Here is a 25,898-nt window from a genome sequence, read left to right as displayed (position 1 = left end):
ACTATTAATACATAATTAAAATATTACAAATTTTAAATGGATATAGAGATCAAAAAGTCAATAAAACCGGTAAATTATTTTGAGGCAATTGATCTATTAGAGTCTAGATTAAAAAATATTTCAGCTAATAAAGAAAAAGAGTTAATTTGGACTTTAGAGCATCCTGAAATTTTTACTGCAGGTACATCGTATAAAGAAAATGAAATAATTGATAAATCAATTGATCTATTAAAAACAAACAGAGGTGGAAAAATTACGTATCATGGTCCTGGTCAATTAATTTGTTATTTTGTTATTGATCTAAGAGAAAAAAAAGACATTAGAAAATTTATTACAATCATTGAAAATACAATTATTCAAAGTTTAAAAAAATATAATATTGAAACCTTTCCTGATAAAGAAAATATTGGAATATGGTATAAAGACAAAAATGAAATTCAAAAAATTGCTGCAATAGGTATTCGAGTGAGTAAGTGGATTGCATATCATGGATTTGCAATAAATGTTGATAACAACCTAGAAAATTATAAAAAAATAGTACCTTGTGGAATTTCAGACAAAGGTATTACAAATTTAAAAAAAATTTCAAATCAAGATTATTCTAACTTAAATAATGAAATTATCGAAAATTTTATTTCAAATTTGAAAAACTAAGTCTTTTTGATTTTAACAACTTTTTAAAATATTCTGGTAATAAGGCTGAATAAGTATGCTTCATATCATTAATTTTAAATTTAATTTGATAAGAGTGCAGCATAAGATTTTTATTTATACCTTTATCTGACTTAGATAGTTTATATTTGGTATCACCAAATATAGGATTTCCAATTGCAAAAAGTTGTTTACGTAACTGATGTTTTCTTCCTGTTATTGGTTTTAACTCCAATAAAGATGCTTCAGAATTTTTATCTATTACCTTGAATATAGTTTTTGCTTTTTCAACTAACTTTTTATCTCCATCATATCTTATTAAGTCATCATCCCAAACACCTGTATTTTTATTTATTTCTCCTTGGCATATGGCAAGATAAGTTTTGTGAACTTTTCTTAATCTAAATAATGATGTTAGTAACTGTGCGCTCTCTCTATTTTTCGCCATTATAAATACACCAGACGTATCTTTGTCTAATCTATGAACAGAATAAGGTTTTGTTCCTTTAAAAATTTCACTCTTTGCGAAAATATCAACTAAGTTTTTTTTAGATTTTGTACCACCTTGTACTGATATTCCTGATGCTTTATTTAATACAACAAAATTATCATTATCATCAATTATTTGATCTTCGTTTGATTTTATTATTTCTTTAGTTGGTAAAAATTTTATTTTTTTTTGTTCTACTCTTTCTTTAAATTCAATATTAAAGATATTTATTTGATCTCCTTTTTTTATTTTGTGAGAACTTTTAACTTTTTTTTTGTTAATTTTGATTTTTCCTGTCCTAAGATATTTTTCAATTAAACCTTGAGGTATTTTTCCAATATTTAATCTCATCCATCTATCAATACGCATATCATTACACGTTGAATCAACGATGTATGACTTATTCATGACTTAGGATTTAAGCTGTAGCTTGTTTATTTTCTTCTGTTTTTGGAGCTTCTTTTGACGTATCTTTTTTCTTCTTATCTACTCTTTTGGCCTCAACATCTCTATCTACAAATTCTATGATTGCCATTGGAGCATTATCACCATATCTAAAACCTGCTTTAATAATTCTAGTATAGCCACCTTTTCTATTTGAATATCTTTTAGAAAGAGTTTTTTTTACTTTATTAGCTGATTTAATATCCTGCAATTGAGACACAAGCATCTTAGTTGTTTGCAATGTATCTTTTTTACCTAGAGTAATAATTTTGTCAGCTTGAGGTCTTAAAAACTTTGCTTTCGGTAATGTAGTTTTAATCTGTTCATATTTTATTAAAGAATTTAACATATTCTTTAACAGAGCTTTTCTGTGCTCAGAAGTTCTATTCAACTTTTTATTGGCTAAGCCGTGTCTCATTAAATTGCTTCCTCTAATTTTTTAGACATTTCTGCAATATTATCTGGTGGCCAGTTAGGTATTTCCATACCTAAATACAGAGACATTCCAGTTAGAACTTCTTTAATCTCATTTAAAGATTTTCTACCAAAATTTGGTGTTCTTAACATTTCACCCTCAGATTTTTGAACTAAATCACCAATATAAATTATGTTGTCATTTTTTAAGCAATTCATTGATCTAACAGATAGCTCTAGTTCATCAACTTTTCTTAATAAATTCTTATTAAACTCAGGTTCAGATGAGACTTCTTTTACTGGAGCCTCAACTGGTTCATCAAAATTAACAAACATTTTCAACTGGTCTTGAAAAATCCTAGCAGAATACGCAACAGCATCTTCTGCAGAAATTGAACCATTAGTCTCCACTTCCATTGTTAATTTATCATAATCAAGAGCTTTACCCTCTCTTGCTGTGCTAACAGAATAAGAAACTTTTTTTACAGGGCTATACAAAGAGTCAATGGCAATTAAACCTAATGGTGGCTCCTCTGGTTTATTTAGCTCAGCCGGAACATAACCTTTTCCAGTGTTTACATTCATTTCCATATGAAAAGTAGTATTTTCATCTAAGTTACAAATTACTAATTCAGGATTTAATATTTCTACATCAGTCACAGGAGCAATGTCAGAAGCTTTTATTTCACCTGGACCTTTTGCATCTAAAACTAATTTTTTTGTACCTTCAGAATTACATTTTAATGCTAGTGATTTAACATTTAATACTATGTCTGTTACATCTTCTCTTACACCTTTAATTGATGTAAATTCATGTAGAACACCATCTATTTGTATCGAAGTAACTGCAGCTCCTCTGATTGAAGAAAGCAAAATTCTTCTTAGGGAGTTTCCTAAAGTTAATCCATAACCTTTTTCTAAAGGCTCAGCTATAATCTTAGCATGTGTTAAGTCATCACTAATTTGAACATCTAATTTAGATGGTTTAATCAAAGATTTCCAATTTTTTACATTAACGTTTTCTACTTCCATTAAACTCTCCTTTTTTTTGGTGGTCTAGTTCCGTTGTGAGGCATAGGTGTTGTATCTTTAATTGACAAAATTTTAAAACCTCTTGCTTGTAAAGCTCTTAATGCTGTTTCTCTTCCTGAACCAGGTCCTTTTACCTCAACCGATAAAGTTTTCATTCCATACTCTAATGCTTTTGATGCTGCGGAGTCAGCTGCTATTTGAGCTGCATAAGGCGTAGATTTTCTTGATCCTTTAAATCCTTTCTGTCCAGCAGATGCCCAGGATATTACATTTCCATTTGTATCAGCAATTGAAATTATTGTGTTATTAAATGTTGATTGCACATAAGCAATTCCATTTAAAATATTTTTTTTTATCTTTTTCTTTTTTGAATAAGAACTCTTAGCACTTTTTTTAGAAGATTTTTCTACCTTCTGATCTTTATTGTCAGTTTTTTCTGTTTTTGCCATTATTATTTTTTAGTTGGTGTTAATTTCTTCCCTGCAATAGCGATTGCTTTCCCTTTTCTTGTTCTTGCATTACATCTTGTTCTTTGACCTCTTACAGGTAATTTTTTTCTATGTCTTGTTCCTCGATAACATGCAAGATCTATTAATCTTTTAATACTTAAAGAATAATCTCTTCTAAGATCACCTTCGACTTTAAAATTTTGATCAATGTATTCTCTTATTTTTAAAATTTCATCATCAGTTAACTCATTCACTCTTTTGGCTCTTGGAATTTCTAGAGAAGAACAAATTTGTTGTGAGAATTTATCTCCAATTCCATAAATATAAGTAAGTCCAATGTGGACAAGTTTATTTTGTGGAATGTTTATACCTGCGATACGAGCCATAATTTTTGTGATAAATTGTGCCTTTTATATAAGAAGATTAATCAAAGTCAACGTCTTAAACATTTATAAAAGTGTCTATTTTCCTTGTTATTTCGTCTATTTCTAAGCTTCCATCAATTTCCTTAAATTTAGGATTCTCTGAGTAGTAATTCAGTACTGGCTCTGTTGTGTTCATGTATGTATCAAAACGTTTTAGAATAGTACTTGTTTCATCGTCTGATCTATTTTCAATAATTTTTCTTTTCTCTAGTCTTTTTACCACTGTATCTTTATCAACTTTGAGATATAAAATTAAATCTATCTTTTGACTTGATGCCTCCAGTAAAATATCTAAATTTTTGGCTTGGCTCAAAGATCTAGGGTATCCATCAAATATTAATCTATTTTTTTTTTGAGGGTCAGAAACTAAATTTTCAATAAGTTTATTTACAATTTCATCACTTACAAATTTACCATTTTTCATGTCATTGGTTATTGTCTTACCAATGTCTGAATTTTTATATATTTCTTCTCTTAAAAGTTCACCAGTTGAGATTTGAAAGGAATTTAATTTCTTTACTAAATATTTAGCTTGAGTACCTTTACCAGCACCAGGCGGTCCAAACAAAACTATATTCACTTACTTTCCAAATTTAGTTTTCTTAATTAATTGTTCGTATTGCGAGCTCATTAATCTTGTTTGAATTTGAGTTACAGTATCAATGGCTACAACAACAACAATAAGAATAGATGCACCACCCAAATAAAAAGGAATTGGGTAATTAGCTATTAAAAATTCTGGCATTAAACATACAAGTGTCAAATATAGAGCACCTATTGTAGTAAGTTTAGTTAAAATATTTTCAATATATAATGCTGTACTTTCACCAGGTCTAATTCCTGGTACAAAGCCACCATATTTTCTTAAGTTTTCTGCAGTCTCAGTTGGGTTAAATGTAATTGAAGTATAGAAAAATGTGAAAAATATTATACCAGATGCATATAGCAACATGTACAAAGGCTGACCTTGAGTGAAATAAGAACTTAAGTTTAAAAAAGTTTCATTGTTTGAAAAAGAAAAATTAGAAAAAGTAACTGGTAACAATAATAAAGCAGAGGCAAAAATTGCTGGTATTACTCCTGCTTGATTAATTTTTAGTGGTAAATGAGAAGACTCTCCACCATACATTTTGTTTCCCATTTGTCTTTTAGGGTAATTGATAAGAATTTTTCTTAAAGCTCTCTCCATAAAAACAACAAATAAAATAGTTAATATTAAAAGAACAAAAATTGCTAAGATCATGAAAGTTGATACAGCGCCTGTTCTACCTAATTCAAAAGTTGTAACTAAAGCTCTAGGTATTTCAGCAACGATACCGGCAAAAATAATTAAAGAAATTCCATTTCCAATTCCTCTTTGAGTGATTTGTTCTCCCAACCACATAAGAAAAATTGTACCAGCTACAATGGTTGTTACTGTTGTAATTTTAAAAAATGCTCCTGGATTAATTACTAAATCTGCAGAAGACTCTAAACCTACCGACAAACCATAACCTTGAACTGTAGCGAGTAAAACTGTTCCATATCTTGTAATTTGAGTAATCTTTGCTCTGCCAGTTTCTCCCTGAGCCTTTAAATTCTTAAAATAATCAGAAACCCCTGTTAACAACTGAACTATAATAGCTGATGATATGTATGGCATTATACCAAGCGCGAAAATTGCCATTCTACTGACGGCACCACCAGCAAAAACATTAAACATACCAAGTAAACCTTTTTGATTACCATCCATCATGATTTTTAATTGTTCTGGATCAATTCCTGGTAAAGGAACAAACGTACCAAATCTATATACCGCAAGGATTGCTATGGTAAAAATTATTCTATTTCTTAGATCATTTGTTGAAGATGATGCGCTCATTTAAACAAATTATTTTTTTAATTGAATAGATCCACCAATTTTTTCTAGTTTTTCTATTGCTGATTTTGATGCCAAGTCAGCCTCAATATTAATTTTATCTTTTAACTCTCCAGTACCTAATATTTTTAACTTTGTAGAGTTTTTATTAATTAACTTTAATTTCTTTAAAGATGAAGAATTTAATACTTCATTAGGATTAATATTTTTTTTATCGATATAAGACTGAATTTTTTCCAAGTTTAAAATTGCAATGTTTTCTCTTGAAATTGGATTAAAACCTCTTTTAGGTAATCTTCTGTATAAAGGCATTTGACCACCTTCAAAACTTTTTATTGCAACACCAGATCTAGATTTTTGACCTTTAACACCTCTACCAGATGTCTTACCTTTTCCAGAACCAATACCTCTTCCTACTCTAATTTTAGGTTTATTAATTTTCTGTCTTGTATTTAATGTAATCATTATCCTCTTTTTTCAATAATTTCTGATATTTTTTTATTTCTTATTGCTGAAATTTGTTTTGGTGAATTTTGCTTCATTAAAGCTTTAATAGTAGCTCTAATCACATTGTGTGCATTTGATGTGCCCATTGATTTAGCAACAATATCTTTTACACCCAATACCTCGCATACTGCTCTAACTGGACCACCTGCAATAATACCTGTACCTTTTGATGCTGCTCTTAAAACTATTCTACCAGAGCCATCTTTAGCTTTAACATCGTGATGAATTGTTCTTCCTTCTCTCAAAGGTATATGTGTTAATTTTCTTCTCGCCATTTCATTAGCTTTTTTAATTGCATCTGGAACTTGTTTTGCTTTAGCGTGTGCTATTCCAATTTTTCCAGCCTGATTTCCTACCACTACAAGAGCTGAAAAACCAAATCTTCTTCCACCTTTTACAACTTTTGTAATTCTGTTGATATGAACTAACTTTTCTAAAATATCGTCTGTTTTTTTGTCTTTGTTATTTTCCATAATTAAAATTCCATCCCATTTTCTCTTAACGTGTCTGCAAATGCTTTGATTCTACCATGATATTTATAAGATCCTCTATCAAAATAAATTTTTGTAATATTTTTTTCCTGAGCTTTTTTTGCAAGTTTTTGGGCAACTAATTTTGAAAGCTCTGTTTTGTTAATTTTATCAGATGATTTTAAATCTTTCTCAATGGATGAAGCTGATAACAAAGTTACTTTTTTTGTATCATCAATGATTTGAGCTGAAATATTTTTGGCAGATCTTGAAATACTTAATCTAAATCTATCTTTTGGAGCAACTTTTTTTACTTTGTTGCTAACTCTAAATCTTTTTCTAATACTAGTGTTTAGTTTCATTATTTTTTCTTACCTTCTTTTTTAAGAACATATTGGCCTTTTTCCCTAACACCTTTGCCCTTATATGGTTCAATTTTTCTAAATGTTTTAATTTTTGATGCAACTTCACCAACTAATTGTTTGTCAGATCCAGTGATCTTAAGTGTAGTTTGTTTTTCTACAGCAATTTTAATTCCCTCTGGAATATCAAAATCAATATCATGACTGTAGCCCAATTGTAAATTTAGCTGATTTCCTTTTAATGCCGCCCTATATCCAACACCTACAAGCTCTAACACTTTTTCGTAGCCAGTACTTGAGCCAATCACGGCATTATTAATTAGACTTCTGTTCATGCCCCAAAGTCGTTTAGAATTTTGGTCAATTTTTTTTGGTTTTATTGAAATTTCTTTTCCTTCTTTAATATCCAAATTAAACATATCCAAATCAATATTTATTGATTTCTTTCCTAATGGCCCTTCTATATTTATAATATTGCCAGCTAAAGCCACTTTAACTTTTTCAGGGATTGATATATTTATTTTTCCAATTTTAGACATTAAAATACCTTACAAATAATTTCGCCACCAACACGTTGTTTTCTGGCGTCAATATCAGTCATTACACCTTTTGGTGTAGAAACTATTGCAATACCAAGACCGTTATTAATTTTAGGTAAACCCTCGGCACTAGAAAAAATTCTTCTTCCTGGTTTTGAAACTCTTTCAAATGCACTGATAACTGGGCTACCAGAGTGATATTTAAGTTCTAAAGACAATGTTGGTTTACTATCCTCTGAACTAATTTTAAAGTCTTTTATAAAACCTTCGTTTTTAAGTATATCTGCAATTTTTGATTTAAAGTTTGATGATGGCAGATCTACTTTTTTATGATTTCTCGCTTGAGCATTCTTAACTCTAGCTATCATATCTCCTATTGGGTCACTTAAACTCATAATTTTCCTTCCTACCAGCTAGACTTAACTAAGCCAGGTATTTTTCCTTGTAATCCTAATTGTCTAAGAGCAATTCTTGATATTTTTAATTTTCTATAAACACCATGTGGTCTACCTGTTATCTCACATCTATTCATCACTCTTGTTTTAGCTGAATTTCTTGGCAACTTTGATAATTTTTGCTGTGCCTTAAACCTTTCCTCTAATGGTAGTTTTTTATCCATTATTATTTTTTTCAAATTTTGTCTTTTCTTGAACATTTTGTCTGAAAGTTTAATTCTTTTTTTGTTTTTATTTACAGCACTAAGTTTAGCCATTTTTAATTGTCTCCTTTTTTAATAAATGGAAAATTCATTTTTTCTAATAATGCAAAGCTGTGCTCTTTGTTAATTGCTTTTATAACAATAACGATATCTAGGCCTCTAACTTTATCAGCTCTATCAAAACTAACTTCGGGAAAGATGATATGTTCTTTTATGCCAAAAGTATAATTTCCGAATTTATCAAAACCTTTTGGCGACAATCCTCTGAAATCTTTAATTCTAGGAAGAGCAATATTTACTAATCTATCTAAAAATTCATACATTTTGTTTTTTCTTAAAGTTACTTTTAAGCCCGCATTAGATCCTTTTCTTGTCTTAAAATTAGCTACAGATTTTTTAAATTTTGTAGTTACAGGTTTTTGGCCTGTTATCTTAGCCATATCCTCTTCACATGATTTAAGAATTTTAGAATCTGAACCATCTAAACCAAGACCCATATTTAAAACAATTTTTTCAATTCTTGGCGCCATATAAATATTTTTGAAGCCAAATTGGTCTTTTAAAGCTGGTTGTATTTCTTTATTAAAAATTTCTTTTAATCTTGGAGTCATTATTTCTTAGCCTCTTTTTTCTTTTCTGCTTTTTCATCTATTAATTTTAAGTTTGATAAATGAATAAAACCTTCTTTTGAAAAAATACCACCTTTTTTCTCTTTTGTTGTTTTAACGTGTTTTTTAACCATATTAATTTCTTTTACTTTGGCTCTATTATTCGCTCTGTCGATTTCGATAACTTCACCTTCTTTTTTTTTGTCTTTTCCAGTTAGCACTCTTACTTTTAGACCTTTTTTAATCATCTTATAAAACCTCCGGTGCTAGTGAAATTATTTTCATTTGCCCTCTACTTCTTAATTCTCTAGTAACAGGGCCAAATATTCTAGTACCAACTGGTTCACCCTTATCGTCAACTAATACTGCTGCATTATTATCAAATTTTACTTTTGATCCATCGTTTCTATGAATTCCTTTTTTAACTCTTACTACTACAGCTTTATGAACGGTTCCTTTCTTTACTTTGCCCTTAGGGATAGCCTCTTTCACAGCAATTACAATTGTATCTCCAATGCTGGCATATCTTCTTTTAGATCCACCCAATACTTTGATGCACTCTATTCTTTTTGCACCAGTATTGTCAGCAACTTGTAATTCTGTCTGTACACCAATCATTATTTATTATTCTCCATAACTTGAAACTTTTTATTTTTTGAAAATGGTTTGCTTTCAATAATTGAAACTTTATCACCTTTTTTAAATGTATTATTTTCATCATGAGCATTGTAATTTTTTCTCACTCTAATTACTTTTTTCAATACAGGGTGTGAATATTTTCTCTCTACCATAACTGTAATTGTTTTATTGGGTTTATCGCTTATCACCACTCCTGTTAATATTTTTTTAGGCATTTGATTTTCCTTTTAAAATTGTTTTCAATCTTGCAATTGTTTTTCTTGTTTCTCCAATTTTTGCAGGATTAGTTATTTGAGAATTCATTTTTTGAAATCGAAAATTAAATAAATCTTTTTTAAGCTTATCAATATTTTTGATAACCTCATCTTTGCTTAATTTTTTAATCTCTTGTTTTTTCATTTATGCAAATCTCTTTATTGTCTTTGTTTTTATTGGCAACTTTGCTGAAGCTTTATAAAGTGCCTCTTTGGCAATTTGTTCAGAAACACCATCAACTTCAAATAAAATTCTTCCAGGTTTCACTCTACAAGCAAAATATTCTGGTGACCCTTTTCCTTTACCCATTCTAACTTCTATTGGTTTTTTAGAAACTGGAATATTTGGAAAAACTCTTGTCCATACTCTTCCTTGTCTTTTCATGTGTCTAGTTAAAGCAACCCTAGCAGCTTCAATTTGTTTTCCAGTAACTCTCTCAGGCTGTAATGCCTTCAGGGCATACGCACCGTAATTAATAGTACTTGCTCTAGTAGCATTACCGTGAATTCTTCCTTTATGAGCTTTTCTCCATTTAGTTCTTACTGGCTGAAGCATTATTGTTTACCTTCCTTTGGAGTGACTTTGTTTGTTTCCTGGCTAAATTCTCTTGCAAAAACTTCACCTTTATAGATCCAAACCTTAATTCCAATAATTCCATATGTTGTAAGAGCTTCCGCTTCTGCATAATCTATATCTGCTCTTAAAGTGTGTGATGGTATACTACCATCTCTTAACCATTCAGTTCTAGCGATCTCATTACCACCTAATCTTCCACTTACTGAAACTTTAATCCCTTTTGCACCTAGTCTAATACATGATTGCATAGCTCTTTTCATGGCTCTTCTGTATGAAATTCTTTTGACTAACTGTTGTGCAATGTTTTCAGCAACTAAATATGCATTTGTTTCAGGTTTTTTAACCTCTTTGATATTTAAGTTGACTTCATTTGTCGTAAATTTTGATAAGTTATTTTTAATTTTATCAATATCACTACCTTTTTTACCAATTACAAATCCAGGTCTAGATGTGTAAATTGTAACGTAGCATTTGTTTGATGTTCTCTCTATCATCACTTTAGATACACCTGAATTAATTACATTCTTCTTGATGTATTCTCTTATTTTAAAATCTTCAATTAGATAGTTGCCAAAATCTTTTTTCTTAGCATACCAAACAGAGTCCCAACCTCTGTTTACACCTAATCTAAAACCTACAGGATTAACCTTTTGTCCCATGTTTCTCCATTTGTTTTGCCTCTGATAAAATTATAGTTACTGTTGACCAAGGTTTTAAAATTGGTGCTGCTCTACCTTTTGCTCTTGGTCTAAATCTTTTCATAATAATTTTTTTTCCACAATACGCTTCCTTGACAATTAAATTGTCAATATCATATTGAAAGTTATTTTCAGCGTTTGCAACAGCTGAGCTAATTGTCTTTCTTATATCTCTTGTAACTCTTTTTTCTGAAAACTGCAGATCTCTAATAGCCACATCAACCTTTTTACCAACAATACTTTTTAAAATTGGATTAATTTTTCTTACGCTTGATCTAATTCCATTGTTTATAGACTTTACAGTCTTATCGTTGTTTTTATCAATTTTCTTTTTCTTACCCATAATTATTTTTTCTCTGCTGGTTTAGCTTTCTTATCAGCTGGTGTGTGTCCAAAGAAAGTTCTTGTTGGCGCAAACTCTCCTAATTTATGACCAACCATATCCTCTGATACTGTTATTGGAATAAATTTTTTACCATTATATATTTGAAAAGCTACCCCTACAAAATCTGGAAGAATAGTAGATTTTCTAGACCAAGTTTTAATTGGAATTTTCTTCGGATCATCTTTGTACTTGTCAACTTTTTTCATCAAGCTTTCTTCAACAAATGGTCCTTTCCATACAGCTCTAGCCATTACTTAGTATCCTTCCTTTTATTTCTTCTCTTAACTATAAATTTATCTGTTCTCTTATTATCTCTAGTTTTTAAACCTTTTGCTGATTGTCCTGTTGGAGAGACTGGATGCCTTCCTCCTGCTGACTTACCTTCACCACCTCCATGTGGGTGATCAACTGGATTTTTAACAACACCTCTAGTATGAGGTCTTCTTCCTAACCATCTTGATCTACCAGCTTTTCCAATTTTAATATTTTTTTGATCAGGATTACTTAAAATTCCAATAGTAGCTAAAGCTCTAGAGTCTATTTTACGTACTTCACCTGACGCTAATTTAATTAAACTATAATTTCCATCTAATCCACTAATTGTAACTGAAGAACCAGCGGCTCTAGCTATTTTACCACCACCACCTGGTTGAATTTCAACGTTATGAATATTGATGCCAACAGGTATATCTTGTAACGGCATGCAATTTCCAATTTTAATTTCTTTTTTCGATCCACTCTCAATCTTATCTCCGACTTTAATTTTTTGAGGAGCTAAAAAATACGAATGAGTTCCATCTTCAAATTTAACCAACATTATGTAGCAAGATCTATTCGGATCATATTCTATTCTTTCAACAGTAGCCTCCATGTCAAATTTCTTTCTATAAAAATCAACATGTCTATACATTTTCTTATGACCACCTGCTCTGTTAATCGAAGTGATGTGTCCATTGTTATTTCTGCCCTTCATGGCATTTTTTGGAGAAACAAGAGTTTTAAAAGGTTTGCCTTTCCATAGACCTGTTCTATCTACTAAGATAGTACCTCTAGTAGATTTTGTGTATGGTTTAAAAGTTTTTAATGCCATTTCTTAAATTCCTGTTGTTAGATCAATGCTTTGACCTTTTTTTAGAGTTATAATTGCTTTTTTGTATCCTGAAACTTTCACTTTTTTACCTCTAGTGAGCTTAGTTCTATTTTGTTTATTGATGATGTTGATTTTAGTGACATTAACCTTAAAAATTTTTTCAATATTTTTTTTTAGGTTTTTTTTATTAGCACCATCAGGAACCTTAAAAGTAATTTTATTCAATTCTGATAGGTTTGTTGATTTCTCAGTAACAACTGGAAAAAGAATTTTGTCGTATAAATGAATTTTATCCATATTAAGAATACCTTTTCTCCAATTCTTTTACTGAACTTTCAGTAAAAACAACTTTCTTAAATTTTATAATATCATAAGCACTAAAATGATTTACGTCAGTAACTTTTACGTTTGGAATATTTCTTACAGATTTTTCTATCTTATCTTTAGAATTTTTATCAAGTATAATTAATGAATTAGAAATCTCTAGTTTATTAATTATTGAATTCATTTCTTTTGTTTTTTTAATTTCAGAATTAAAATCGTTTAAAATTAATAAGTTCTTGTTATTATTTTTTTCAGTAATTAAAGAAGCAACACTTTGTTTCTTTTCATTTTTATTTAACTTTCTTTTTTTGTAAGCTAATTCACCTTTTGGACCATGAGCTATACCACCACCAACAAAAATAGGAGCTTTTCTACTAGCGTGTCTCGCTCCACCAGTTCCTTTTTGTGCATAAATTTTTGATGTTGGACCTTTTACTTCATTTTGTTGTTTAGTTTTTGCGTGTCTACCTTTGTAGTTAGCATTTGTTTTATATAAAACACTAGCAACTAACTTTTGATTAATTTTTGCAGAAAATATTTTATCTAATACTTCAATAGTATCTTTTTTTCCGTCTATGCTAATTTTATCTAATTTCATTATTTTTTCTTTTTATCTGGTGTTTTTTTTGCTTCCTCAGCAGCAGCTTGTTTTTCACTGATTGTCATTTTGTTTATATTTTTTACTGATTTTTTAACCATCACTTCAGCATTTTTTGATCCTGGAATAGATCCCTTTAAATACAGTAACTCATTTTCTAAATCTGTTTTTATTATTTCGATATTTTGCATTGTTCTTAACTTATCACCCATATGACCAGCCATTTTTTTTCCTTTAAAAACTTTACCTGGATCTTGACTGTGTCCTGTTGAACCATGAGCTCTATGAGAAATAGAAACACCGTGGCTGGCTCTTAAGCCCCCAAAATTATGTCTCTTCATTGCACCAGCAAAACCTTTACCAATCGTTTTTGATCTTGTGTCTACAAATTTTATATCTTTAAAAATTTCTAAACCAAATTCATTTCCTTCTTTGTAAGCAGAAATATCGTTTACTCTAAATTCTTTTAATTTTTTCTTAGCTTCAGTGTTTTTCTTTGCAAAAACACCTTTCATTGCTTTTGTTAATTTTGAATTTTTTATTTTTCCATATCCAAGTTGAACAGCTTTGTAACCTCTTTTTTCTTCCTCAATTACTTGAATAACCCTAGCTTTTTCAACTTTAAGAACTGTAACAGGCACTAACTGACCAGATTTATAAAATTCTCTAGTCATGCCAATTTTCTTACCTAATAAAGCTATCTCGCTCATAATTAAATTTTTATCTCCACATCTACGCCTGAGGCCAAGTCTAATTTCATTAAAGCTTCTACCGTTTGTGGTGTTGGTTCTATAATGTCGATTAATCTTTTGTGAGTTCTAGACTCGAATTGCTCTCTACTTTTTTTATCAATGTGTGGAGATCTTAAAACTGTATATCTTTCAATTCTAGTAGGAAGTGGTATTGGTCCTTTTATAGTAGCTCCAGTTCTTTTAACTGTATTTACTATTTCTTCGGTAGAAGCATCTAAAACTTTATTGTCGTATGCTCTTAATTTAATTCTAATATTTTGTTTTTCCATTAACCTGCTACCTTTTTAGTTACTTCGTCTTGAACATTTTGTGGAACTTTAGAATAATGATCAAAGAACATTGAATATTGTGCTCTTCCTTGAGACATTGATCTTAGATTGTTTATGTAACCAAACATATTTGCTAAAGGAACCATTGCCGTGATTACAGTTGCATTACCTCTTTGCTCTTGAGTGCTAATTTGGCCTCTTCTACTGTTTAAATCACCAATTACATCGCCCATATAATCTTCTGGAGTAACAACTTCCACTCTCATAATAGGCTCTAAAAGCTTTAATCCACCTTGTGTACAAGCTTCTTTAAAACATGCTCTGCTAGCAAGTTCAAATGCTAGAACACTTGAGTCTACATCATGATGTAAACCGTCAACAATCGTTACTTTGTAATCAATCATAGGAAACCCTGCTAATATCCCACTATCTGAAACTGTCTCAATACCTTTTTCAACACCAGGTATAAATTCTTTTGGAATAGCTCCACCTTTAATAGCACTTTCTACCTCTCTACCTTTACCTGGATCCTGAGGTTCAACAAATAATTTTACTTTAGCGAATTGGCCAGCACCACCACTTTGTTTTTTATGTATATATTCAAATTCAGCTGATTTTTCTATTGTCTCCCTGTAAGCAACTTGTGGAGCACCAACATTTGCTTCAACTTTAAATTCTCTTTTCATACGATCAACAATAATATCTAAATGAAGCTCACCCATTCCTTTGATGATTGTCTGACCAGATTCCTCATCAGATGAAACTCTAAATGAAGGATCTTCTTTAGCTAATCTTGCTAAAGCTTCACCCATTTTTTCTTGGTCACCTTTTGTTTTAGGCTCAACAGCAATTTCAATTACTGGTTCAGGAAATTCCATTGGTTCTAATAAAACAGGATTTTCTTTGTCACACAAAGTATGACCTGTCATAGTATTTTTTAAACCTGCCAAAGAAACAATATCACCTGCATTTGCTTCTTTAATATCTTCTCTAGAATTTGCATGCATTAAAAGCATACGACCAACTCTTTCTTCTTTATCTGATGAAGAATTGTACACAGCAGTACCTGATTTAATTGTACCAGAATAAATTCTAACAAATGTTAATGAACCAACAAATGGATCATTCGCAACTTTAAATGCTAAACCTGAAAAAGATGATCCATCCTCGAATTTCATTTCAATTTCATCATCTGAACCAAGTTTAGTTCCTTTGATAGATCCAATATCCACTGGACTTGGAAGGTAATTAATAACTGCATCTAATAAAGGCTGAACACCTTTATTTTTAAAAGCTGAACCAGTTAAAACAGGAACAAAGCTAAAATTTAAAGTTCCTTTTCTAATGCACTTAACTAAATCTTCCTCTTTAATTTCATCGCCATTTAAATACGCTTCCATTAACTTTTCGTCTTGCTCAACTGCAGACTCAATTAATTCAGTTCTGTATTTTTCTGAAATTTCTTTTAAATCATCAGGTATATCTTTATATTCCCACTCAGCACCTAATGCTTCATTTTTCCATACTTGAGCTTTCATTTTAACTAGGTCAACAACACCAGTTAAAGAAGCTTCAATTCCAATAGGTACTTGTAAAACTAATGGTTTAGCACCCAATCTATCTCTGATCATATCAACACATCTAAAGAAATCTGCACCAGTTCTATCAAGTTTATTTACAAAACAAATTCTCGGAACTTTATATTTGTCTGCTTGTCTCCATACTGTCTCAGATTGAGGTTCTACACCAGCAACTCCATCAAATACAGCCACAGCACCATCTAATACTTTTAAAGATCTTTCTACTTCAATTGTAAAATCTACGTGGCCTGGAGTATCAATTATATTAACTCTGTGGTCATTCCAGAAACAAGTTGTTGCTGCAGAAGTAATTGTGATACCTCTTTCTTGTTCCTGCTCCATCCAGTCCATTGTTGCTGCACCATCATGTACTTCACCAATTTTATGGCTTTTTCCTGTATAATATAAAATTCTTTCTGTAGTAGTTGTTTTACCAGCGTCTATGTGGGCCATGATCCCAATGTTTCTATATTTATCTAATGTATGAGTTCTAGCCATAATTCTTTACCATCTAAAATGTGCAAATGCCTTATTAGACTCTGCCATTTTATGAACATCCTCTCTTTTTTTTACTGCAGCACCTTTTTTTTCATAAGCATCATACAGTTCGTTAAAAATTTTATCTGCCATGTGTTTGTCTTTTCTTTTTCTTGCTGAATCAACTAACCATCTTATTGCAAGTGCTTGAGCTCTTTTACTTTTTACCTCAACTGGCACTTGGTATGTTGCACCACCTACTCTTCGTGATCTAACTTCTACAGTTGGTTTGATATTGTTAATCGCTTCATTGAAAATATTTATTGGTTCATCTTTAGTTTTTGTTTTGATTTTATCTATTGCTTCATAAACTATTTTTGCAGCAATACCTCTTTTGCCATCATACATAATGTTGTTTATTAATTTTGGAATTATAGTTGAATTAAACTTTGGATCAGGAACTATATTTTTTTTGGGTTGAGTTTTTTTTCTAGACATTATTTACCTTTTTTTGTTCCGTATAAAGATCTTCTCTGTTTTCTATTTGCAACACCTTGAGTATCTAAATTTCCTCTTAAGATATGATATCTAACACCAGGTAAATCTTTAACCCTTCCACCTCTAATTAGAACTACTGAGTGTTCTTGTAAGTTATGTCCCTCGCCTGGAATATAAGCAGTTACTTCAAAACCGTTTGACAATCTAACTCTAGCAACTTTTCTTAATGCAGAGTTTGGTTTTTTTGGAGTGGTTGTATAAACTTTAACACAAACACCTCTTTTTAAAGGTTGCTTTTGTAAAGCAGGAACTTTGTTCCTTGAAACTTGTTTAACTCTTTTTTTTCTTAACAACTGATTAATAGTTGGCATAATTTTTTTTTAAAATTAATTAATTTATTTTTGAGATGAAAATAACTGACAGGTTATTTTGTGGCAGCGTTTAGTACCTCAAGAGCACTACATTCCAACCAAAAACATCGCCAAAATACTTATTAATGAGCTATTGTCAAACTAAAACTGCAATTTTTAGGTGATTTTTTTATTGATTTACTTGTGTTTCTTCAGGCTCAGAAGCTTCAAGTTTATCCTGTTCTGCTAAGAAGCTATTATCATCTTCCAAGGCCTTGTTGTTCCATCTGTTCTTGATATTACCCGTACCAGCAGGAACTAATCTTCCAACAATTACGTTCTCTTTTAAACCGTTTAATGGATCAACCTTCCCTTTAATTGCAGCATCTGTTAATACTCTTGTTGTCTCTTGGAAAGATGCAGCAGAAATGAATGATTCTGTTTGAAGTGAAGCTTTAGTAATACCCATTAAAACTCTTTCTCCAACTGCAGGAGTTTTGCCTTCAGCAACTAATTTTTCATTAGTATTATCAAACTTGATTCTATCAACCACTTCTCCTGGTAAATAACTTGAATCTCCAGATACCTTAACTTCAACTTTCTTAAGCATTTGTCTTAGAATTGTTTCAATATGTTTATCGTTAATAATTACACCTTGTAATCGATATACTTCTTGAACTTGATTAACAAAATATTCTGTTAATTCTTTAATGCCTAAAATTCTTAAAATATCATGCGGTAATGGCTGTCCATCTAAAAGATATTCACCTTTTTGAATTTTTTCACCAGGATTAAAGTTAATGTGTTTTCCTTTTGGAATTAAATAATTTGATGGTTCTGATCCGTCTTCAGGAACAATCGAAATTCTTTGTTTACCTCTAACTTCTTTTCCAAAAACAACACTTCCATCATTTTCAGCAATAATAGCACTGTCCTTAGCTTTTCTAGCTTCAAAAAGTTCAGCTACTCTTGGTAGACCTCCAGTAATATCTTTAGTTTTTGTTGTCTCTTTAGGCAATCTTGCAATAACATCACCGGCATAAACTTTTTGACCATCTTTAATTGATAAAATCGAATCTGGTACTAAGTAATATCTAGCTTCATTATCATCAGCTTTTTTAATTACATTTCCTTTTTCATCTCTTAAAGTAATTCTTGGTTTTAAATCTGTACTTTTAGATTGACCTCTCCAATCAATCACAGATTTTGATGATATACCAGTTGCATCATCAGTAGTTTCTTGAATTGAAACACCATCTATCAAATCAACATAACTTGCAATACCACTCTTTTCAGCAATAACTGGAGTTGTATATGGATCCCACTCACAAATTTTTGTATTTGCTTTAACTTTATCTCCATTATTAAAAAACAATCTTGATCCATAAGCAACTTTATAAACTGCTATTTGAACTCCTTTATCATCCTCAATAGAAAGTTGTGTATTTCTTCCCATAACAATTAAATTCTTTTTAGAATCTTCTAAAATATTTGAGTTAATAATTTTCAATGTTCCATCGCTTTTGCTGATAATTTGGTTATCTTGTTTAACTGAAGCTGTTCCCCCAACGTGGAATGTTCTCATCGTTAACTGCGTACCCGGTTCTCCAATTGATTGAGCTGAAATCATACCAATTGCTTCACCTACATGTACCATTTTACCTCTAGATAAGTCTCTTCCGTAACAAGTAGCACAAACACCTTCTTTAGAACTACAAGTCATTACTGAATAAACTTTTATAGATTTAACACCTGCTGCATCAATTTTATCACAACCTGCTTCGTCAATCATTTCTGACTTTTTAATTATTACCTCACCGCTTAAAGGATTTTTCACTTCAGCAGCTGTAACTCTACCTAGTGCTCTTTCTGCTAAACTAACAACTACATTACCACCTTCTAAGATCTCTGATAGTTCAATAAAGCCTGGTTCTTCACATTTAATTTTTGTTACTGTTAAATCTTGAGCAACATCACACAATCTTCTTGTTAAATATCCAGAGCTTGCTGTTTTAAGCGCAGTATCTGCTAATCCTTTTCTTGCTCCGTGTGTAGAATTAAAATACTCTAAAGCTGTTAGACCTTCTTTAAAGTTAGAGATAATTGGACTTTCAATAATTTCACCTGAAGGTTTTGCAATTAATCCTCTCATACCAGCTAATTGTTTCATTTGCGCTGCTGAACCTCTAGCACCGCTATCAGCCATCATAAATACTGAATTTATTTTTAAACCCTCTTCTGTTTTTTCAGTTGCAGAAATTCTTTTCATCATTTCACCCGCAACTTTATCAGTACATTTAGACCATGCGTCGACAACCTTGTTGTACTTTTCGCCTCTTGTAATCAAACCTTCGGCATATTGAGTTTCATAATCTGCAATTAATTTTTTAGTATCATCAATTAATTGAGTTTTATTTTCAGGAATAATTAAATCATCTTTTCCAAATGAAATTCCTGCTTTAAATGCATGCTTAAATCCTAAATCTTTAAGTTTATCACAGAAAATAACTGTCGTTTTCTGACCACAGAATCTAAAAACCACATCAATTATTTCAGAAACAACTTTTTTTGGTAGCAATCTATCAACTAATGAAAATTTAATATTGCTATTTTTTGGTAATAGGTTGGCTAATAAAAATCTTCCCGCAGTTGATGTATATTTTTCAATCTTCTTATTTCCTTGTTCGTCAACAGTTTCATATCTTGAAATAATAGTGCTATGAACGTTAATTTCGCCTGAAGATAATGCAAACTCTATTTGATCAGAATTAGTAAAGTATCCAGATGGTTTATCCGTTACTGGTTCCTGTGAAAGATAATATATTCCTAAAATCATATCCTGACTTGGAACGATTATAGGTTTACCATTTGAAGGAGATAGAATATTGTTCGTTGATAGCATTAATATTCTTGCTTCCAACTGAGCTTCTAAACTTAAAGGTACATGAACAGCCATTTGGTCACCATCAAAATCAGCATTAAAAGCTGCACAAGTTAAAGGGTGTAGCTCAATTGCATCACCTTCAATTAATTTTGGTTCAAAAGCTTGAACACCAAGTCTATGAAGTGTTGGTGCTCTGTTTAATAAAACAGGGTGTTCTCTTACGATTAACTCTAATGCATCCCATACAGCATTAGTTTCTTTCTCTACTAATTTTTTTGCTTGTTTAATTGTAGATGCTAAACCTAATTTATTTAATCTTGCGTATAAAAATGGTTTAAATAATTCCAAAGCCATTTTTTTTGGTAATCCACACTCATGTAATTTTAAGTCTGGACCAACAACGATTACTGATCTTCCAGAGTAATCTACCCTTTTTCCTAATAAGTTTTGTCTAAATCTACCCTGCTTACCTTTAAGCATTTCTGCAAGAGATTTAAGTGGTCTTTTACCTGTTCCAGTAATAACACGACCTCTTCTTCCATTATCAAAAAGAGCATCAACAGACTCTTGAAGCATTCTTTTTTCATTTCTAACAATGATGTCAGGAGCTTTAAGATCCATTAATCTTTTTAATCTATTATTTCTGTTAATAACTCTTCTGTATAGGTCGTTAAGATCTGAAGTAGCAAATCTACCACCATCTAACGGAACCAAAGGTCTTAATTCTGGTGGAATAACTGGAACCACTGTCATAATCATCCACTCCGGTTTTTGACCAGTTTCGATAAATGACTCTATTAATTTTAGTCTCTTAATTGCTCTTTCTTCATTAACTTTAGATTTAGTCTCTTTAATAAAGCTAACAAGATTTTTTCTTTCTAATTCTAAGTCAAGACTTTTTAACATCTCAAGAACAGCTTCTGCTCCAATACCTGCGGTAAAGCTTTCTTCTCCAAATTCATCTTGATATTTAGCTAATTCTTCTTCATTTAAAAGTTGGTTTTTTTGCAAACCAGTTAATCCCGGTTCGATTACTATAAAGTTTTCAAAATAAAGAACTCTCTCGATCTCTTTCAACTTCATATCTACCGCAAGTGCAATTCTACTTGGTAATGATTTCAAGAACCAAATATGTGCCACAGGAGTTGCAAGATTAATGTGGCCCATTCTCTCTCTTCTTACATTAGATTTTGTTACTTCAACGCCACATTTTTCGCAGATAATACCTCTAAATTTCATTCGTTTATACTTTCCGCATAAACATTCGTAATCTTTGATTGGTCCAAAAATTCTTGCGCAGAATAGACCATCTTTCTCGGGTCTAAAAGTTCTATAATTTATAGTTTCTGGTTTTTTAATTTCACCAAATGTCCAAGATTTAATTTTCTCAGGACTAGCTAAAGAAATTTTTATACTATTAAAATTCTGTGCTTCAGAAATTTCACTACCTTTAAATAAATCAGTTAATTCTTTTTTCATTAATTAAGCTCCACGTTTAATGCTAATGATTTAATTTCTTTAACTAAGACGTTAAATGACTCTGGAATACCAGACTCGAAATTCTCTTCACCTTTAACTATAGTTTCGTAAACTTTAACTCTCCCAGCAACATCATCGGATTTTACAGTCAAAATTTCTTGTAAAGTATAAGAGGCTCCGTAAGCTTCAAGAGCCCACACTTCCATTTCTCCAAATCTTTGACCACCTAATTGTGCTTTACCACCAAGAGGTTGTTGTGTAACCAAACTGTAAGGACCTGTAGATCTTGCATGAATTTTATCTTCAACCAAGTGATGAAGTTTCAACATATAAATTATTCCAACAGTAACTGGTCTATCAAATTTTTCTCCGGTTCTTCCATCCCACAAATAAGTTTGACCAGATCCAGGCAGGTTAGCTAACTCTAACATGTCAGTTACATTTTTCTCTTTAGCCCCATCAAAAACAGGTGTTGATATTGCAATACCATTTTGTAGATTTTCACACAGGTCTTTAAATTCGTTCTTACTTAATTTGTCTACTTTTTCATTGAAAGTATCTTCTCCATAAACAGATTTTAAAAACTTTTCTATTTTTTCAGTTCTTTCTATTTTTTTGTTATTTTCATTAACTAAATTTTTAATCTGTTCACCAAATTCTTTACAAGCCCAACCTAGGTGAGTTTCTAAAATTTGACCTACATTCATCCTGCTTGGAACACCTAGAGGATTTAAAACAATATCTACTGGTCTACCATCTTCTCTGTATGGCATATCTTCAACCGGAACTATTTTACTAACAACACCCTTATTACCATGTCTTCCTGACATTTTATCACCTGGTCTTAATCTTCTCTTAATTGCTACAAAAACTTTTACCATTTTCATAACACTTGGTAATAAATCATCACCACTTCTAATTTTTAAAACTTTATCTTCGAATCTTTCAGTAATGTCTTGTTTTGCTTTGTTGTATTGATCTTTAAGTTGTGCCAACGTTGCTTCATCATTTACATTTCCAACTGTTATTTTAAATACATCATTTATAGAAAGATTATTAATTATATCAAAATCAAGTTTTGTTCCTTCAGATAAATCTTTTACTTTTTTAGTTAATGATGATCCTGATAAAATTTGTGAAGCTCTTTGTTTAATGCTTCTCTCTAAAATTTCTTCCTCTACTAATTTATCTTGCTGAACTTGTTCAATTTCAGCTCTTTCAATAGTTATTGATCTTTCGTCTTTTTCAATACCATGTCTGTTAAATACTCTTACATCAACAACTGTACCACTAGCACCTCGTGACATTCTCAAAGATGTATCAGTAACATCAATAGCTTTTTCTCCAAAAATTGATCTTAATAGTTTTTCTTCTGGTCCAGATGCTGAATCACCTTTTGGTGTAACTTTTCCAACTAAAATATCACCAGCGTTTACTTCAGCTCCAATGTAAACTATTCCTGATTCATCAAGATTTTTTAAAGCTTCCTCGTTAACATTAGGAATATCTCTGGTAATTTCTTCTTCTCCAAGTTTTGTGTCTCTTGCCATTATTTCGTATTCTTCAATATGTACCGAAGTAAATACATCGTCTGTTACACATCTTTCTGAAATCAAAATTGAGTCTTCAAAATTGTAACCTTGCCATGGCATAAATGCTACTGTTACATTTTTTCCAAGTGCTAATTCACCTAATTTTGTTGATGGACCATCTGCAATAATATCACCAGATTTAACTTTATCACCAACTCTAACAAGTGGTCTTTGGTTAATACATGTGTTTTGGTTTGATCTTTTAAATTTTTGCAAGTTATAGATATCTACACCTGATTCAGTAAAATCAGTTTCTTCTGTTACTTTAATAACAATTCTCTTACCATCAATTTTATCTACAACTCCATCTCTCTTAGCAACAATCGTTACACCAGAGTCTAAAGCCACATCACTTTCAATTCCAGTACCAACCAATGGAGATTCTGGTTTTAAAAGAGGAACTGCTTGTCTCATCATGTTAGAACCCATTAGAGCTCTGTTAGCATCATCATTTTCTAAAAAGGGTATTAAAGATGCTGCAACAGAAACAAGTTGTTTTGGTGAAACATCGATATAATCAATTGCATCTGGTTTTGATAAAAGGAAGTTTAAATTTTGTCTGCAAGAAACAAGCTCCTCAATTATCTTTCCATTTTTATCTAACTTTGTATTTGCTTGAGCAATTGTAAATTTGGTTTCCTCCATTGCAGATAAATACTCAACTTTATCCTGCACAACTCCATCTTTTACTTTTTTATATGGGCTTTCAATAAAGCCATATTTATTTATTTTTGCATAAGTTGATAAACTATTTATCAAACCGATGTTTGGTCCTTCTGGAGTCTCAATTGGGCAAATTCTTCCATAATGAGTTGGGTGAACGTCTCGAACTTCAAATCCTGCTCTTTCTCTTGTTAGTCCACCTGGTCCAAGAGCAGAAACTCTTCTTTTATGTGTAATTTCTGACAATGGATTCGTTTGATCCATAAACTGTGAAAGTTGAGAGCTAGCAAAAAAATCTTTCAATGAAACAGTTAGTGGTTTTGCGTTAATTAAATCCTGTGGCATCGCAGACTCAACATCTAAAGTAGTCATTTTTTCTTTAATAGCCCTTTCCATTCTGTAAACACCAATTCTCGCTTGGTTTTCAACCAATTCACCTACAGAACGTACTCTTCTATTTCCTAAATGATCAATATCATCAACATCATCCTTACCATCTCGCAAATCTAACATTTTGTGAATAATTGCAATAATGTCATCATTTCTTAAGATCGTAATTTTATCAGAGCACTCTTGGTTTAGTCTTGAATTCATTTTTACTCTACCAACATCAGATAGATCGTATCTGTCTGAGCTAAAGAAAAGATTATTAAATATTTGAGTAGCTATCTCTATTGTTGGTGGCTCACCAGGTCTTAGCATTTTATATATTTCAGTTATAGCTTCGTCTTTAGAGTTGTTTTTATCTGCTAAAACAGTTGTTAATAAATAAGGTCCTTTATTTATGGAATTTGTTACTGATATTTGCAAAGAGTGAATATTTCCATCCAATATTTGTTGAATAATTGTATCATTTAGTTCAGTACCAATTTTAAAAGTACCTTCTTCTTCATCACTTACTTTAACATCTCTATGTAAGAATTTTCCAAAAAGAGATTCTCTTGAAACTAAAATATCTTTAAGTCCATCGTTAGCTAATTTTTTTGCATTTAAAAAGTTTATTTTATCACCTAATTTTATTACTACTTCACCAGTTTTTGCATCAATTACTTCTTCTGAAAAGTTTTTAGCTTTATAATTCTCAGGGTTAAATTTAGTTTTCCATTTTTCTGTCTTAGGATCAAAAGTGTATTGCTCACTATCATAAAACTCATCAACAATTTCTGATTTAGAAAAACCTAAAGCTAAAAGTAATGTTGAAGCAAATATTTTCTTTTTTCTATCAATTTTAAAATATAAAAAATCTTTAACATCATATTCAAAATCTAACCAAGACCCCCTGTTAGGTATTACTCTACAATTAAATAATAATTTTCCACTTGCGTGTGTTTTTCCTTTGTCATGATCAAAGAAAACACCTGGGCTTCTATGCATTTGGTTCACAACAACACGTTGAACACCATTGGTGATAAATGTCCCACTATTAGTCATCATAGGAACTTCGCCCATGTAAACTTCTTGTTCTTTTGCTGATAAAATATCTTTAGTATTGTTCTCTTGATCTATTTCGTAAACAACTAATCTTAAAGTACATTTAAGAGCTGAAGAATAAGTTAAACCTCTTGTTATACATTCTTCAACATCAAATTTAGGTTTTTCTAACCTGTATGAAACATATTCAAGAGTTGCTTTATCGTTTAAATCTTCAATTGGAAAAATACTTTTAAATACTCTATCAAAACCTTTTGTTAATTCAGTTTCGGCGTAGAATTCAGTTAATTCTTTGTAAGAATTTTTTTGAACTTCAATAAGATTTGGTATTGATAAGCTTTCTTTTAGTTTACCAAAACTTTTTCTAATGTTTTTCTTTTCAGTAAAAGATAATTGCATCTATATTTGTTAATACTGATTAAAAATAATCAGTATCTGAATTCTTTCTAAT

33 protein-coding genes are annotated in these 25,898 nt (G+C 30.9%); 1 reads left to right on the top strand and 32 read right to left on the bottom strand.

Features of this window, described 5'->3' with window-relative positions; genetic code table 11:
- The first annotated feature begins 36 nt into the window (after window positions 1–36).
- Window positions 37–654 (top strand): lipoyl(octanoyl) transferase LipB, encoded by a 618-nt coding sequence (lipB, locus tag VP90_RS00640; protein WP_262589115.1) that lies wholly within the window; start codon window positions 37–39, stop codon window positions 652–654.
- On the opposite strand, the gene VP90_RS00635 is transcribed toward lipB, so the two are convergent.
- From VP90_RS00635 to rpoB, 32 genes are all read right to left on the bottom strand, one after another.
- Entirely contained in the window at window positions 632–1,549 is a 918-nt protein-coding gene (locus VP90_RS00635) for an RluA family pseudouridine synthase (RefSeq protein ID WP_262589114.1), read from the bottom strand. The genes lipB and VP90_RS00635 overlap by 23 nt on opposite strands.
- A gap of 10 nt (window positions 1,550–1,559) precedes the next feature.
- The gene (rplQ, locus tag VP90_RS00630) at window positions 1,560–2,003 is read right to left on the bottom strand and encodes a 50S ribosomal protein L17 (RefSeq protein ID WP_262589113.1); all 444 of its coding nucleotides are present in this window, start codon (window positions 2,001–2,003) and stop codon (window positions 1,560–1,562) included.
- Window positions 2,003–3,031: a DNA-directed RNA polymerase subunit alpha gene (locus VP90_RS00625; RefSeq protein WP_075506787.1), complete on the bottom strand. Its 1,029-nt coding sequence runs from the start codon at window positions 3,029–3,031 to the stop codon at window positions 2,003–2,005. The genes rplQ and VP90_RS00625 overlap by 1 nt, the downstream gene beginning before the upstream one ends.
- Window positions 3,031–3,480 (bottom strand): 30S ribosomal protein S11, encoded by a 450-nt coding sequence (gene rpsK / locus VP90_RS00620; RefSeq protein ID WP_075506788.1) that lies wholly within the window; start codon window positions 3,478–3,480, stop codon window positions 3,031–3,033. Before rpsK ends, VP90_RS00625 begins: the two co-directional genes overlap by 1 nt.
- A gap of 2 nt (window positions 3,481–3,482) precedes the next feature.
- Complete coding sequence (rpsM, locus tag VP90_RS00615) at window positions 3,483–3,866, bottom strand: 30S ribosomal protein S13 (RefSeq protein WP_075506789.1); 384 nt, start codon at window positions 3,864–3,866, stop codon at window positions 3,483–3,485.
- A gap of 55 nt (window positions 3,867–3,921) precedes the next feature.
- Entirely contained in the window at window positions 3,922–4,485 is a 564-nt protein-coding gene (locus VP90_RS00610) for an adenylate kinase (protein WP_262589112.1), read from the bottom strand.
- The gene (secY, locus tag VP90_RS00605) at window positions 4,486–5,766 is read right to left on the bottom strand and encodes a preprotein translocase subunit SecY (RefSeq protein WP_075506791.1); all 1,281 of its coding nucleotides are present in this window, start codon (window positions 5,764–5,766) and stop codon (window positions 4,486–4,488) included. It abuts the gene before it with no gap.
- A 9-nt stretch (window positions 5,767–5,775) separates the two neighbouring features.
- Window positions 5,776–6,228, bottom strand: coding sequence for a 50S ribosomal protein L15 (rplO, locus tag VP90_RS00600; protein ID WP_075506792.1), 453 nt, complete (start codon window positions 6,226–6,228; stop codon window positions 5,776–5,778).
- The gene (rpsE, locus tag VP90_RS00595) at window positions 6,228–6,743 is read right to left on the bottom strand and encodes a 30S ribosomal protein S5 (RefSeq protein WP_262589110.1); all 516 of its coding nucleotides are present in this window, start codon (window positions 6,741–6,743) and stop codon (window positions 6,228–6,230) included. The genes rplO and rpsE overlap by 1 nt, the downstream gene beginning before the upstream one ends.
- Before the next feature lie 2 nt (window positions 6,744–6,745).
- A complete protein-coding gene (gene rplR, locus VP90_RS00590) occupies window positions 6,746–7,102 on the bottom strand; it encodes a 50S ribosomal protein L18 (RefSeq protein WP_262589109.1) in 357 nt (118 codons plus the stop codon).
- Window positions 7,102–7,641 carry a 50S ribosomal protein L6 gene (gene rplF / locus VP90_RS00585; RefSeq protein WP_262589108.1) on the bottom strand — a complete coding sequence of 180 codons (540 nt, stop codon included), beginning with the start codon at window positions 7,639–7,641 and terminating at the stop codon, window positions 7,102–7,104. The genes rplR and rplF overlap by 1 nt, the downstream gene beginning before the upstream one ends.
- Window positions 7,641–8,036: a 30S ribosomal protein S8 gene (gene rpsH / locus VP90_RS00580; RefSeq protein WP_262589107.1), complete on the bottom strand. Its 396-nt coding sequence runs from the start codon at window positions 8,034–8,036 to the stop codon at window positions 7,641–7,643. Before rpsH ends, rplF begins: the two co-directional genes overlap by 1 nt.
- Window positions 8,037–8,047: 11 nt before the next feature.
- On the bottom strand, window positions 8,048–8,353 hold the full coding sequence (gene rpsN, locus VP90_RS00575) for a 30S ribosomal protein S14 (protein ID WP_075506797.1): 306 nt from the start codon (window positions 8,351–8,353) through the stop codon (window positions 8,048–8,050).
- 2 nt (window positions 8,354–8,355) lie between these two features.
- Entirely contained in the window at window positions 8,356–8,910 is a 555-nt protein-coding gene (gene rplE / locus VP90_RS00570) for a 50S ribosomal protein L5 (RefSeq protein WP_262589106.1), read from the bottom strand.
- Window positions 8,910–9,155: a 50S ribosomal protein L24 gene (gene rplX / locus VP90_RS00565; RefSeq protein WP_262589105.1), complete on the bottom strand. Its 246-nt coding sequence runs from the start codon at window positions 9,153–9,155 to the stop codon at window positions 8,910–8,912. Before rplX ends, rplE begins: the two co-directional genes overlap by 1 nt.
- A 1-nt stretch (window position 9,156) precedes the next feature.
- Window positions 9,157–9,525, bottom strand: coding sequence for a 50S ribosomal protein L14 (gene rplN / locus VP90_RS00560; RefSeq protein WP_008544079.1), 369 nt, complete (start codon window positions 9,523–9,525; stop codon window positions 9,157–9,159).
- A complete protein-coding gene (gene rpsQ, locus VP90_RS00555; RefSeq protein WP_262589104.1) occupies window positions 9,525–9,761 on the bottom strand; it encodes a 30S ribosomal protein S17 in 237 nt (78 codons plus the stop codon). Before rpsQ ends, rplN begins: the two co-directional genes overlap by 1 nt.
- Window positions 9,754–9,945, bottom strand: coding sequence for a 50S ribosomal protein L29 (gene rpmC, locus VP90_RS00550; RefSeq protein WP_075506802.1), 192 nt, complete (start codon window positions 9,943–9,945; stop codon window positions 9,754–9,756). Before rpmC ends, rpsQ begins: the two co-directional genes overlap by 8 nt.
- Window positions 9,946–10,356, bottom strand: a complete 411-nt coding sequence (gene rplP, locus VP90_RS00545; protein WP_075506803.1) for a 50S ribosomal protein L16 — start codon at window positions 10,354–10,356, stop codon at window positions 9,946–9,948.
- Complete coding sequence (gene rpsC, locus VP90_RS00540; protein ID WP_075506804.1) at window positions 10,356–11,036, bottom strand: 30S ribosomal protein S3; 681 nt, start codon at window positions 11,034–11,036, stop codon at window positions 10,356–10,358. The genes rplP and rpsC overlap by 1 nt, the downstream gene beginning before the upstream one ends.
- Window positions 11,020–11,418, bottom strand: a complete 399-nt coding sequence (rplV, locus tag VP90_RS00535; RefSeq protein ID WP_262589102.1) for a 50S ribosomal protein L22 — start codon at window positions 11,416–11,418, stop codon at window positions 11,020–11,022. The genes rpsC and rplV overlap by 17 nt, the downstream gene beginning before the upstream one ends.
- Before the next feature lie 2 nt (window positions 11,419–11,420).
- Entirely contained in the window at window positions 11,421–11,711 is a 291-nt protein-coding gene (gene rpsS / locus VP90_RS00530; protein ID WP_075506806.1) for a 30S ribosomal protein S19, read from the bottom strand.
- Window positions 11,711–12,550, bottom strand: a complete 840-nt coding sequence (rplB, locus tag VP90_RS00525; RefSeq protein ID WP_075506807.1) for a 50S ribosomal protein L2 — start codon at window positions 12,548–12,550, stop codon at window positions 11,711–11,713. Before rplB ends, rpsS begins: the two co-directional genes overlap by 1 nt.
- A 3-nt stretch (window positions 12,551–12,553) precedes the next feature.
- Window positions 12,554–12,847 carry a 50S ribosomal protein L23 gene (gene rplW / locus VP90_RS00520; RefSeq protein WP_262589101.1) on the bottom strand — a complete coding sequence of 98 codons (294 nt, stop codon included), beginning with the start codon at window positions 12,845–12,847 and terminating at the stop codon, window positions 12,554–12,556.
- 1 nt (window position 12,848) lies between these two features.
- Window positions 12,849–13,472 (bottom strand): 50S ribosomal protein L4, encoded by a 624-nt coding sequence (gene rplD / locus VP90_RS00515; protein WP_262589100.1) that lies wholly within the window; start codon window positions 13,470–13,472, stop codon window positions 12,849–12,851.
- Window positions 13,472–14,182, bottom strand: coding sequence for a 50S ribosomal protein L3 (rplC, locus tag VP90_RS00510; protein ID WP_262589099.1), 711 nt, complete (start codon window positions 14,180–14,182; stop codon window positions 13,472–13,474). The genes rplD and rplC overlap by 1 nt, the downstream gene beginning before the upstream one ends.
- A gap of 2 nt (window positions 14,183–14,184) precedes the next feature.
- On the bottom strand, window positions 14,185–14,493 hold the full coding sequence (gene rpsJ, locus VP90_RS00505; RefSeq protein ID WP_023853699.1) for a 30S ribosomal protein S10: 309 nt from the start codon (window positions 14,491–14,493) through the stop codon (window positions 14,185–14,187).
- Complete coding sequence (fusA, locus tag VP90_RS00500; RefSeq protein ID WP_262589097.1) at window positions 14,493–16,571, bottom strand: elongation factor G; 2,079 nt, start codon at window positions 16,569–16,571, stop codon at window positions 14,493–14,495. Before fusA ends, rpsJ begins: the two co-directional genes overlap by 1 nt.
- A gap of 6 nt (window positions 16,572–16,577) precedes the next feature.
- Entirely contained in the window at window positions 16,578–17,048 is a 471-nt protein-coding gene (rpsG, locus tag VP90_RS00495) for a 30S ribosomal protein S7 (RefSeq protein WP_262589096.1), read from the bottom strand.
- On the bottom strand, window positions 17,048–17,419 hold the full coding sequence (gene rpsL / locus VP90_RS00490) for a 30S ribosomal protein S12 (protein ID WP_075506813.1): 372 nt from the start codon (window positions 17,417–17,419) through the stop codon (window positions 17,048–17,050). Before rpsL ends, rpsG begins: the two co-directional genes overlap by 1 nt.
- 169 nt (window positions 17,420–17,588) lie before the next feature.
- Window positions 17,589–21,761 carry a DNA-directed RNA polymerase subunit beta' gene (rpoC, locus tag VP90_RS00485; RefSeq protein WP_262589094.1) on the bottom strand — a complete coding sequence of 1,391 codons (4,173 nt, stop codon included), beginning with the start codon at window positions 21,759–21,761 and terminating at the stop codon, window positions 17,589–17,591.
- Entirely contained in the window at window positions 21,761–25,846 is a 4,086-nt protein-coding gene (rpoB, locus tag VP90_RS00480) for a DNA-directed RNA polymerase subunit beta (RefSeq protein WP_262589093.1), read from the bottom strand. The genes rpoC and rpoB overlap by 1 nt, the downstream gene beginning before the upstream one ends.
- Between the last annotated feature and the right edge of the window lie 52 nt (window positions 25,847–25,898).

This window comes from Candidatus Pelagibacter ubique HIMB140 (assembly GCF_025558165.1).
GTDB lineage: Bacteria > Pseudomonadota > Alphaproteobacteria > Pelagibacterales > Pelagibacteraceae > Pelagibacter > Pelagibacter ubique_T.
Note: the sequence above shows the minus strand (reverse complement) of the source record. Positions and strands in the feature narration are given on the sequence as shown.

What these genes read in the sequence shown, in the direction of transcription:
- lipB (WP_262589115.1), top strand. Translation starts at nt 37, where the DNA reads ATGGATATAGAGATCAAAAAGTCAATAAAACCGGTAAATTATTTTGAG.
- VP90_RS00635 (WP_262589114.1), bottom strand. Translation starts at nt 1,549, where the DNA reads ATGAATAAGTCATACATCGTTGATTCAACGTGTAATGATATGCGTATT.
- rplQ (WP_262589113.1), bottom strand. Translation starts at nt 2,003, where the DNA reads ATGAGACACGGCTTAGCCAATAAAAAGTTGAATAGAACTTCTGAGCAC.
- VP90_RS00625 (WP_075506787.1), bottom strand. Translation starts at nt 3,031, where the DNA reads ATGGAAGTAGAAAACGTTAATGTAAAAAATTGGAAATCTTTGATTAAA.
- rpsK (WP_075506788.1), bottom strand. Translation starts at nt 3,480, where the DNA reads ATGGCAAAAACAGAAAAAACTGACAATAAAGATCAGAAGGTAGAAAAA.
- rpsM (WP_075506789.1), bottom strand. Translation starts at nt 3,866, where the DNA reads ATGGCTCGTATCGCAGGTATAAACATTCCACAAAATAAACTTGTCCAC.
- secY (WP_075506791.1), bottom strand. Translation starts at nt 5,766, where the DNA reads ATGAGCGCATCATCTTCAACAAATGATCTAAGAAATAGAATAATTTTT.
- rplO (WP_075506792.1), bottom strand. Translation starts at nt 6,228, where the DNA reads ATGATTACATTAAATACAAGACAGAAAATTAATAAACCTAAAATTAGA.
- rpsE (WP_262589110.1), bottom strand. Translation starts at nt 6,743, where the DNA reads ATGGAAAATAACAAAGACAAAAAAACAGACGATATTTTAGAAAAGTTA.
- rplR (WP_262589109.1), bottom strand. Translation starts at nt 7,102, where the DNA reads ATGAAACTAAACACTAGTATTAGAAAAAGATTTAGAGTTAGCAACAAA.
- rplF (WP_262589108.1), bottom strand. Translation starts at nt 7,641, where the DNA reads ATGTCTAAAATTGGAAAAATAAATATATCAATCCCTGAAAAAGTTAAA.
- rpsH (WP_262589107.1), bottom strand. Translation starts at nt 8,036, where the DNA reads ATGAGTTTAAGTGACCCAATAGGAGATATGATAGCTAGAGTTAAGAAT.
- rpsN (WP_075506797.1), bottom strand. Translation starts at nt 8,353, where the DNA reads ATGGCTAAACTTAGTGCTGTAAATAAAAACAAAAAAAGAATTAAACTT.
- rplE (WP_262589106.1), bottom strand. Translation starts at nt 8,910, where the DNA reads ATGACTCCAAGATTAAAAGAAATTTTTAATAAAGAAATACAACCAGCT.
- rplX (WP_262589105.1), bottom strand. Translation starts at nt 9,155, where the DNA reads ATGATTAAAAAAGGTCTAAAAGTAAGAGTGCTAACTGGAAAAGACAAA.
- rplN (WP_008544079.1), bottom strand. Translation starts at nt 9,525, where the DNA reads ATGATTGGTGTACAGACAGAATTACAAGTTGCTGACAATACTGGTGCA.
- rpsQ (WP_262589104.1), bottom strand. Translation starts at nt 9,761, where the DNA reads ATGCCTAAAAAAATATTAACAGGAGTGGTGATAAGCGATAAACCCAAT.
- rpmC (WP_075506802.1), bottom strand. Translation starts at nt 9,945, where the DNA reads ATGAAAAAACAAGAGATTAAAAAATTAAGCAAAGATGAGGTTATCAAA.
- rplP (WP_075506803.1), bottom strand. Translation starts at nt 10,356, where the DNA reads ATGCTTCAGCCAGTAAGAACTAAATGGAGAAAAGCTCATAAAGGAAGA.
- rpsC (WP_075506804.1), bottom strand. Translation starts at nt 11,036, where the DNA reads ATGGGACAAAAGGTTAATCCTGTAGGTTTTAGATTAGGTGTAAACAGA.
- rplV (WP_262589102.1), bottom strand. Translation starts at nt 11,418, where the DNA reads ATGGGTAAGAAAAAGAAAATTGATAAAAACAACGATAAGACTGTAAAG.
- rpsS (WP_075506806.1), bottom strand. Translation starts at nt 11,711, where the DNA reads ATGGCTAGAGCTGTATGGAAAGGACCATTTGTTGAAGAAAGCTTGATG.
- rplB (WP_075506807.1), bottom strand. Translation starts at nt 12,550, where the DNA reads ATGGCATTAAAAACTTTTAAACCATACACAAAATCTACTAGAGGTACT.
- rplW (WP_262589101.1), bottom strand. Translation starts at nt 12,847, where the DNA reads ATGGATAAAATTCATTTATACGACAAAATTCTTTTTCCAGTTGTTACT.
- rplD (WP_262589100.1), bottom strand. Translation starts at nt 13,472, where the DNA reads ATGAAATTAGATAAAATTAGCATAGACGGAAAAAAAGATACTATTGAA.
- rplC (WP_262589099.1), bottom strand. Translation starts at nt 14,182, where the DNA reads ATGAGCGAGATAGCTTTATTAGGTAAGAAAATTGGCATGACTAGAGAA.
- rpsJ (WP_023853699.1), bottom strand. Translation starts at nt 14,493, where the DNA reads ATGGAAAAACAAAATATTAGAATTAAATTAAGAGCATACGACAATAAA.
- fusA (WP_262589097.1), bottom strand. Translation starts at nt 16,571, where the DNA reads ATGGCTAGAACTCATACATTAGATAAATATAGAAACATTGGGATCATG.
- rpsG (WP_262589096.1), bottom strand. Translation starts at nt 17,048, where the DNA reads ATGTCTAGAAAAAAAACTCAACCCAAAAAAAATATAGTTCCTGATCCA.
- rpsL (WP_075506813.1), bottom strand. Translation starts at nt 17,419, where the DNA reads ATGCCAACTATTAATCAGTTGTTAAGAAAAAAAAGAGTTAAACAAGTT.
- rpoC (WP_262589094.1), bottom strand. Translation starts at nt 21,761, where the DNA reads ATGAAAAAAGAATTAACTGATTTATTTAAAGGTAGTGAAATTTCTGAA.
- rpoB (WP_262589093.1), bottom strand. Translation starts at nt 25,846, where the DNA reads ATGCAATTATCTTTTACTGAAAAGAAAAACATTAGAAAAAGTTTTGGT.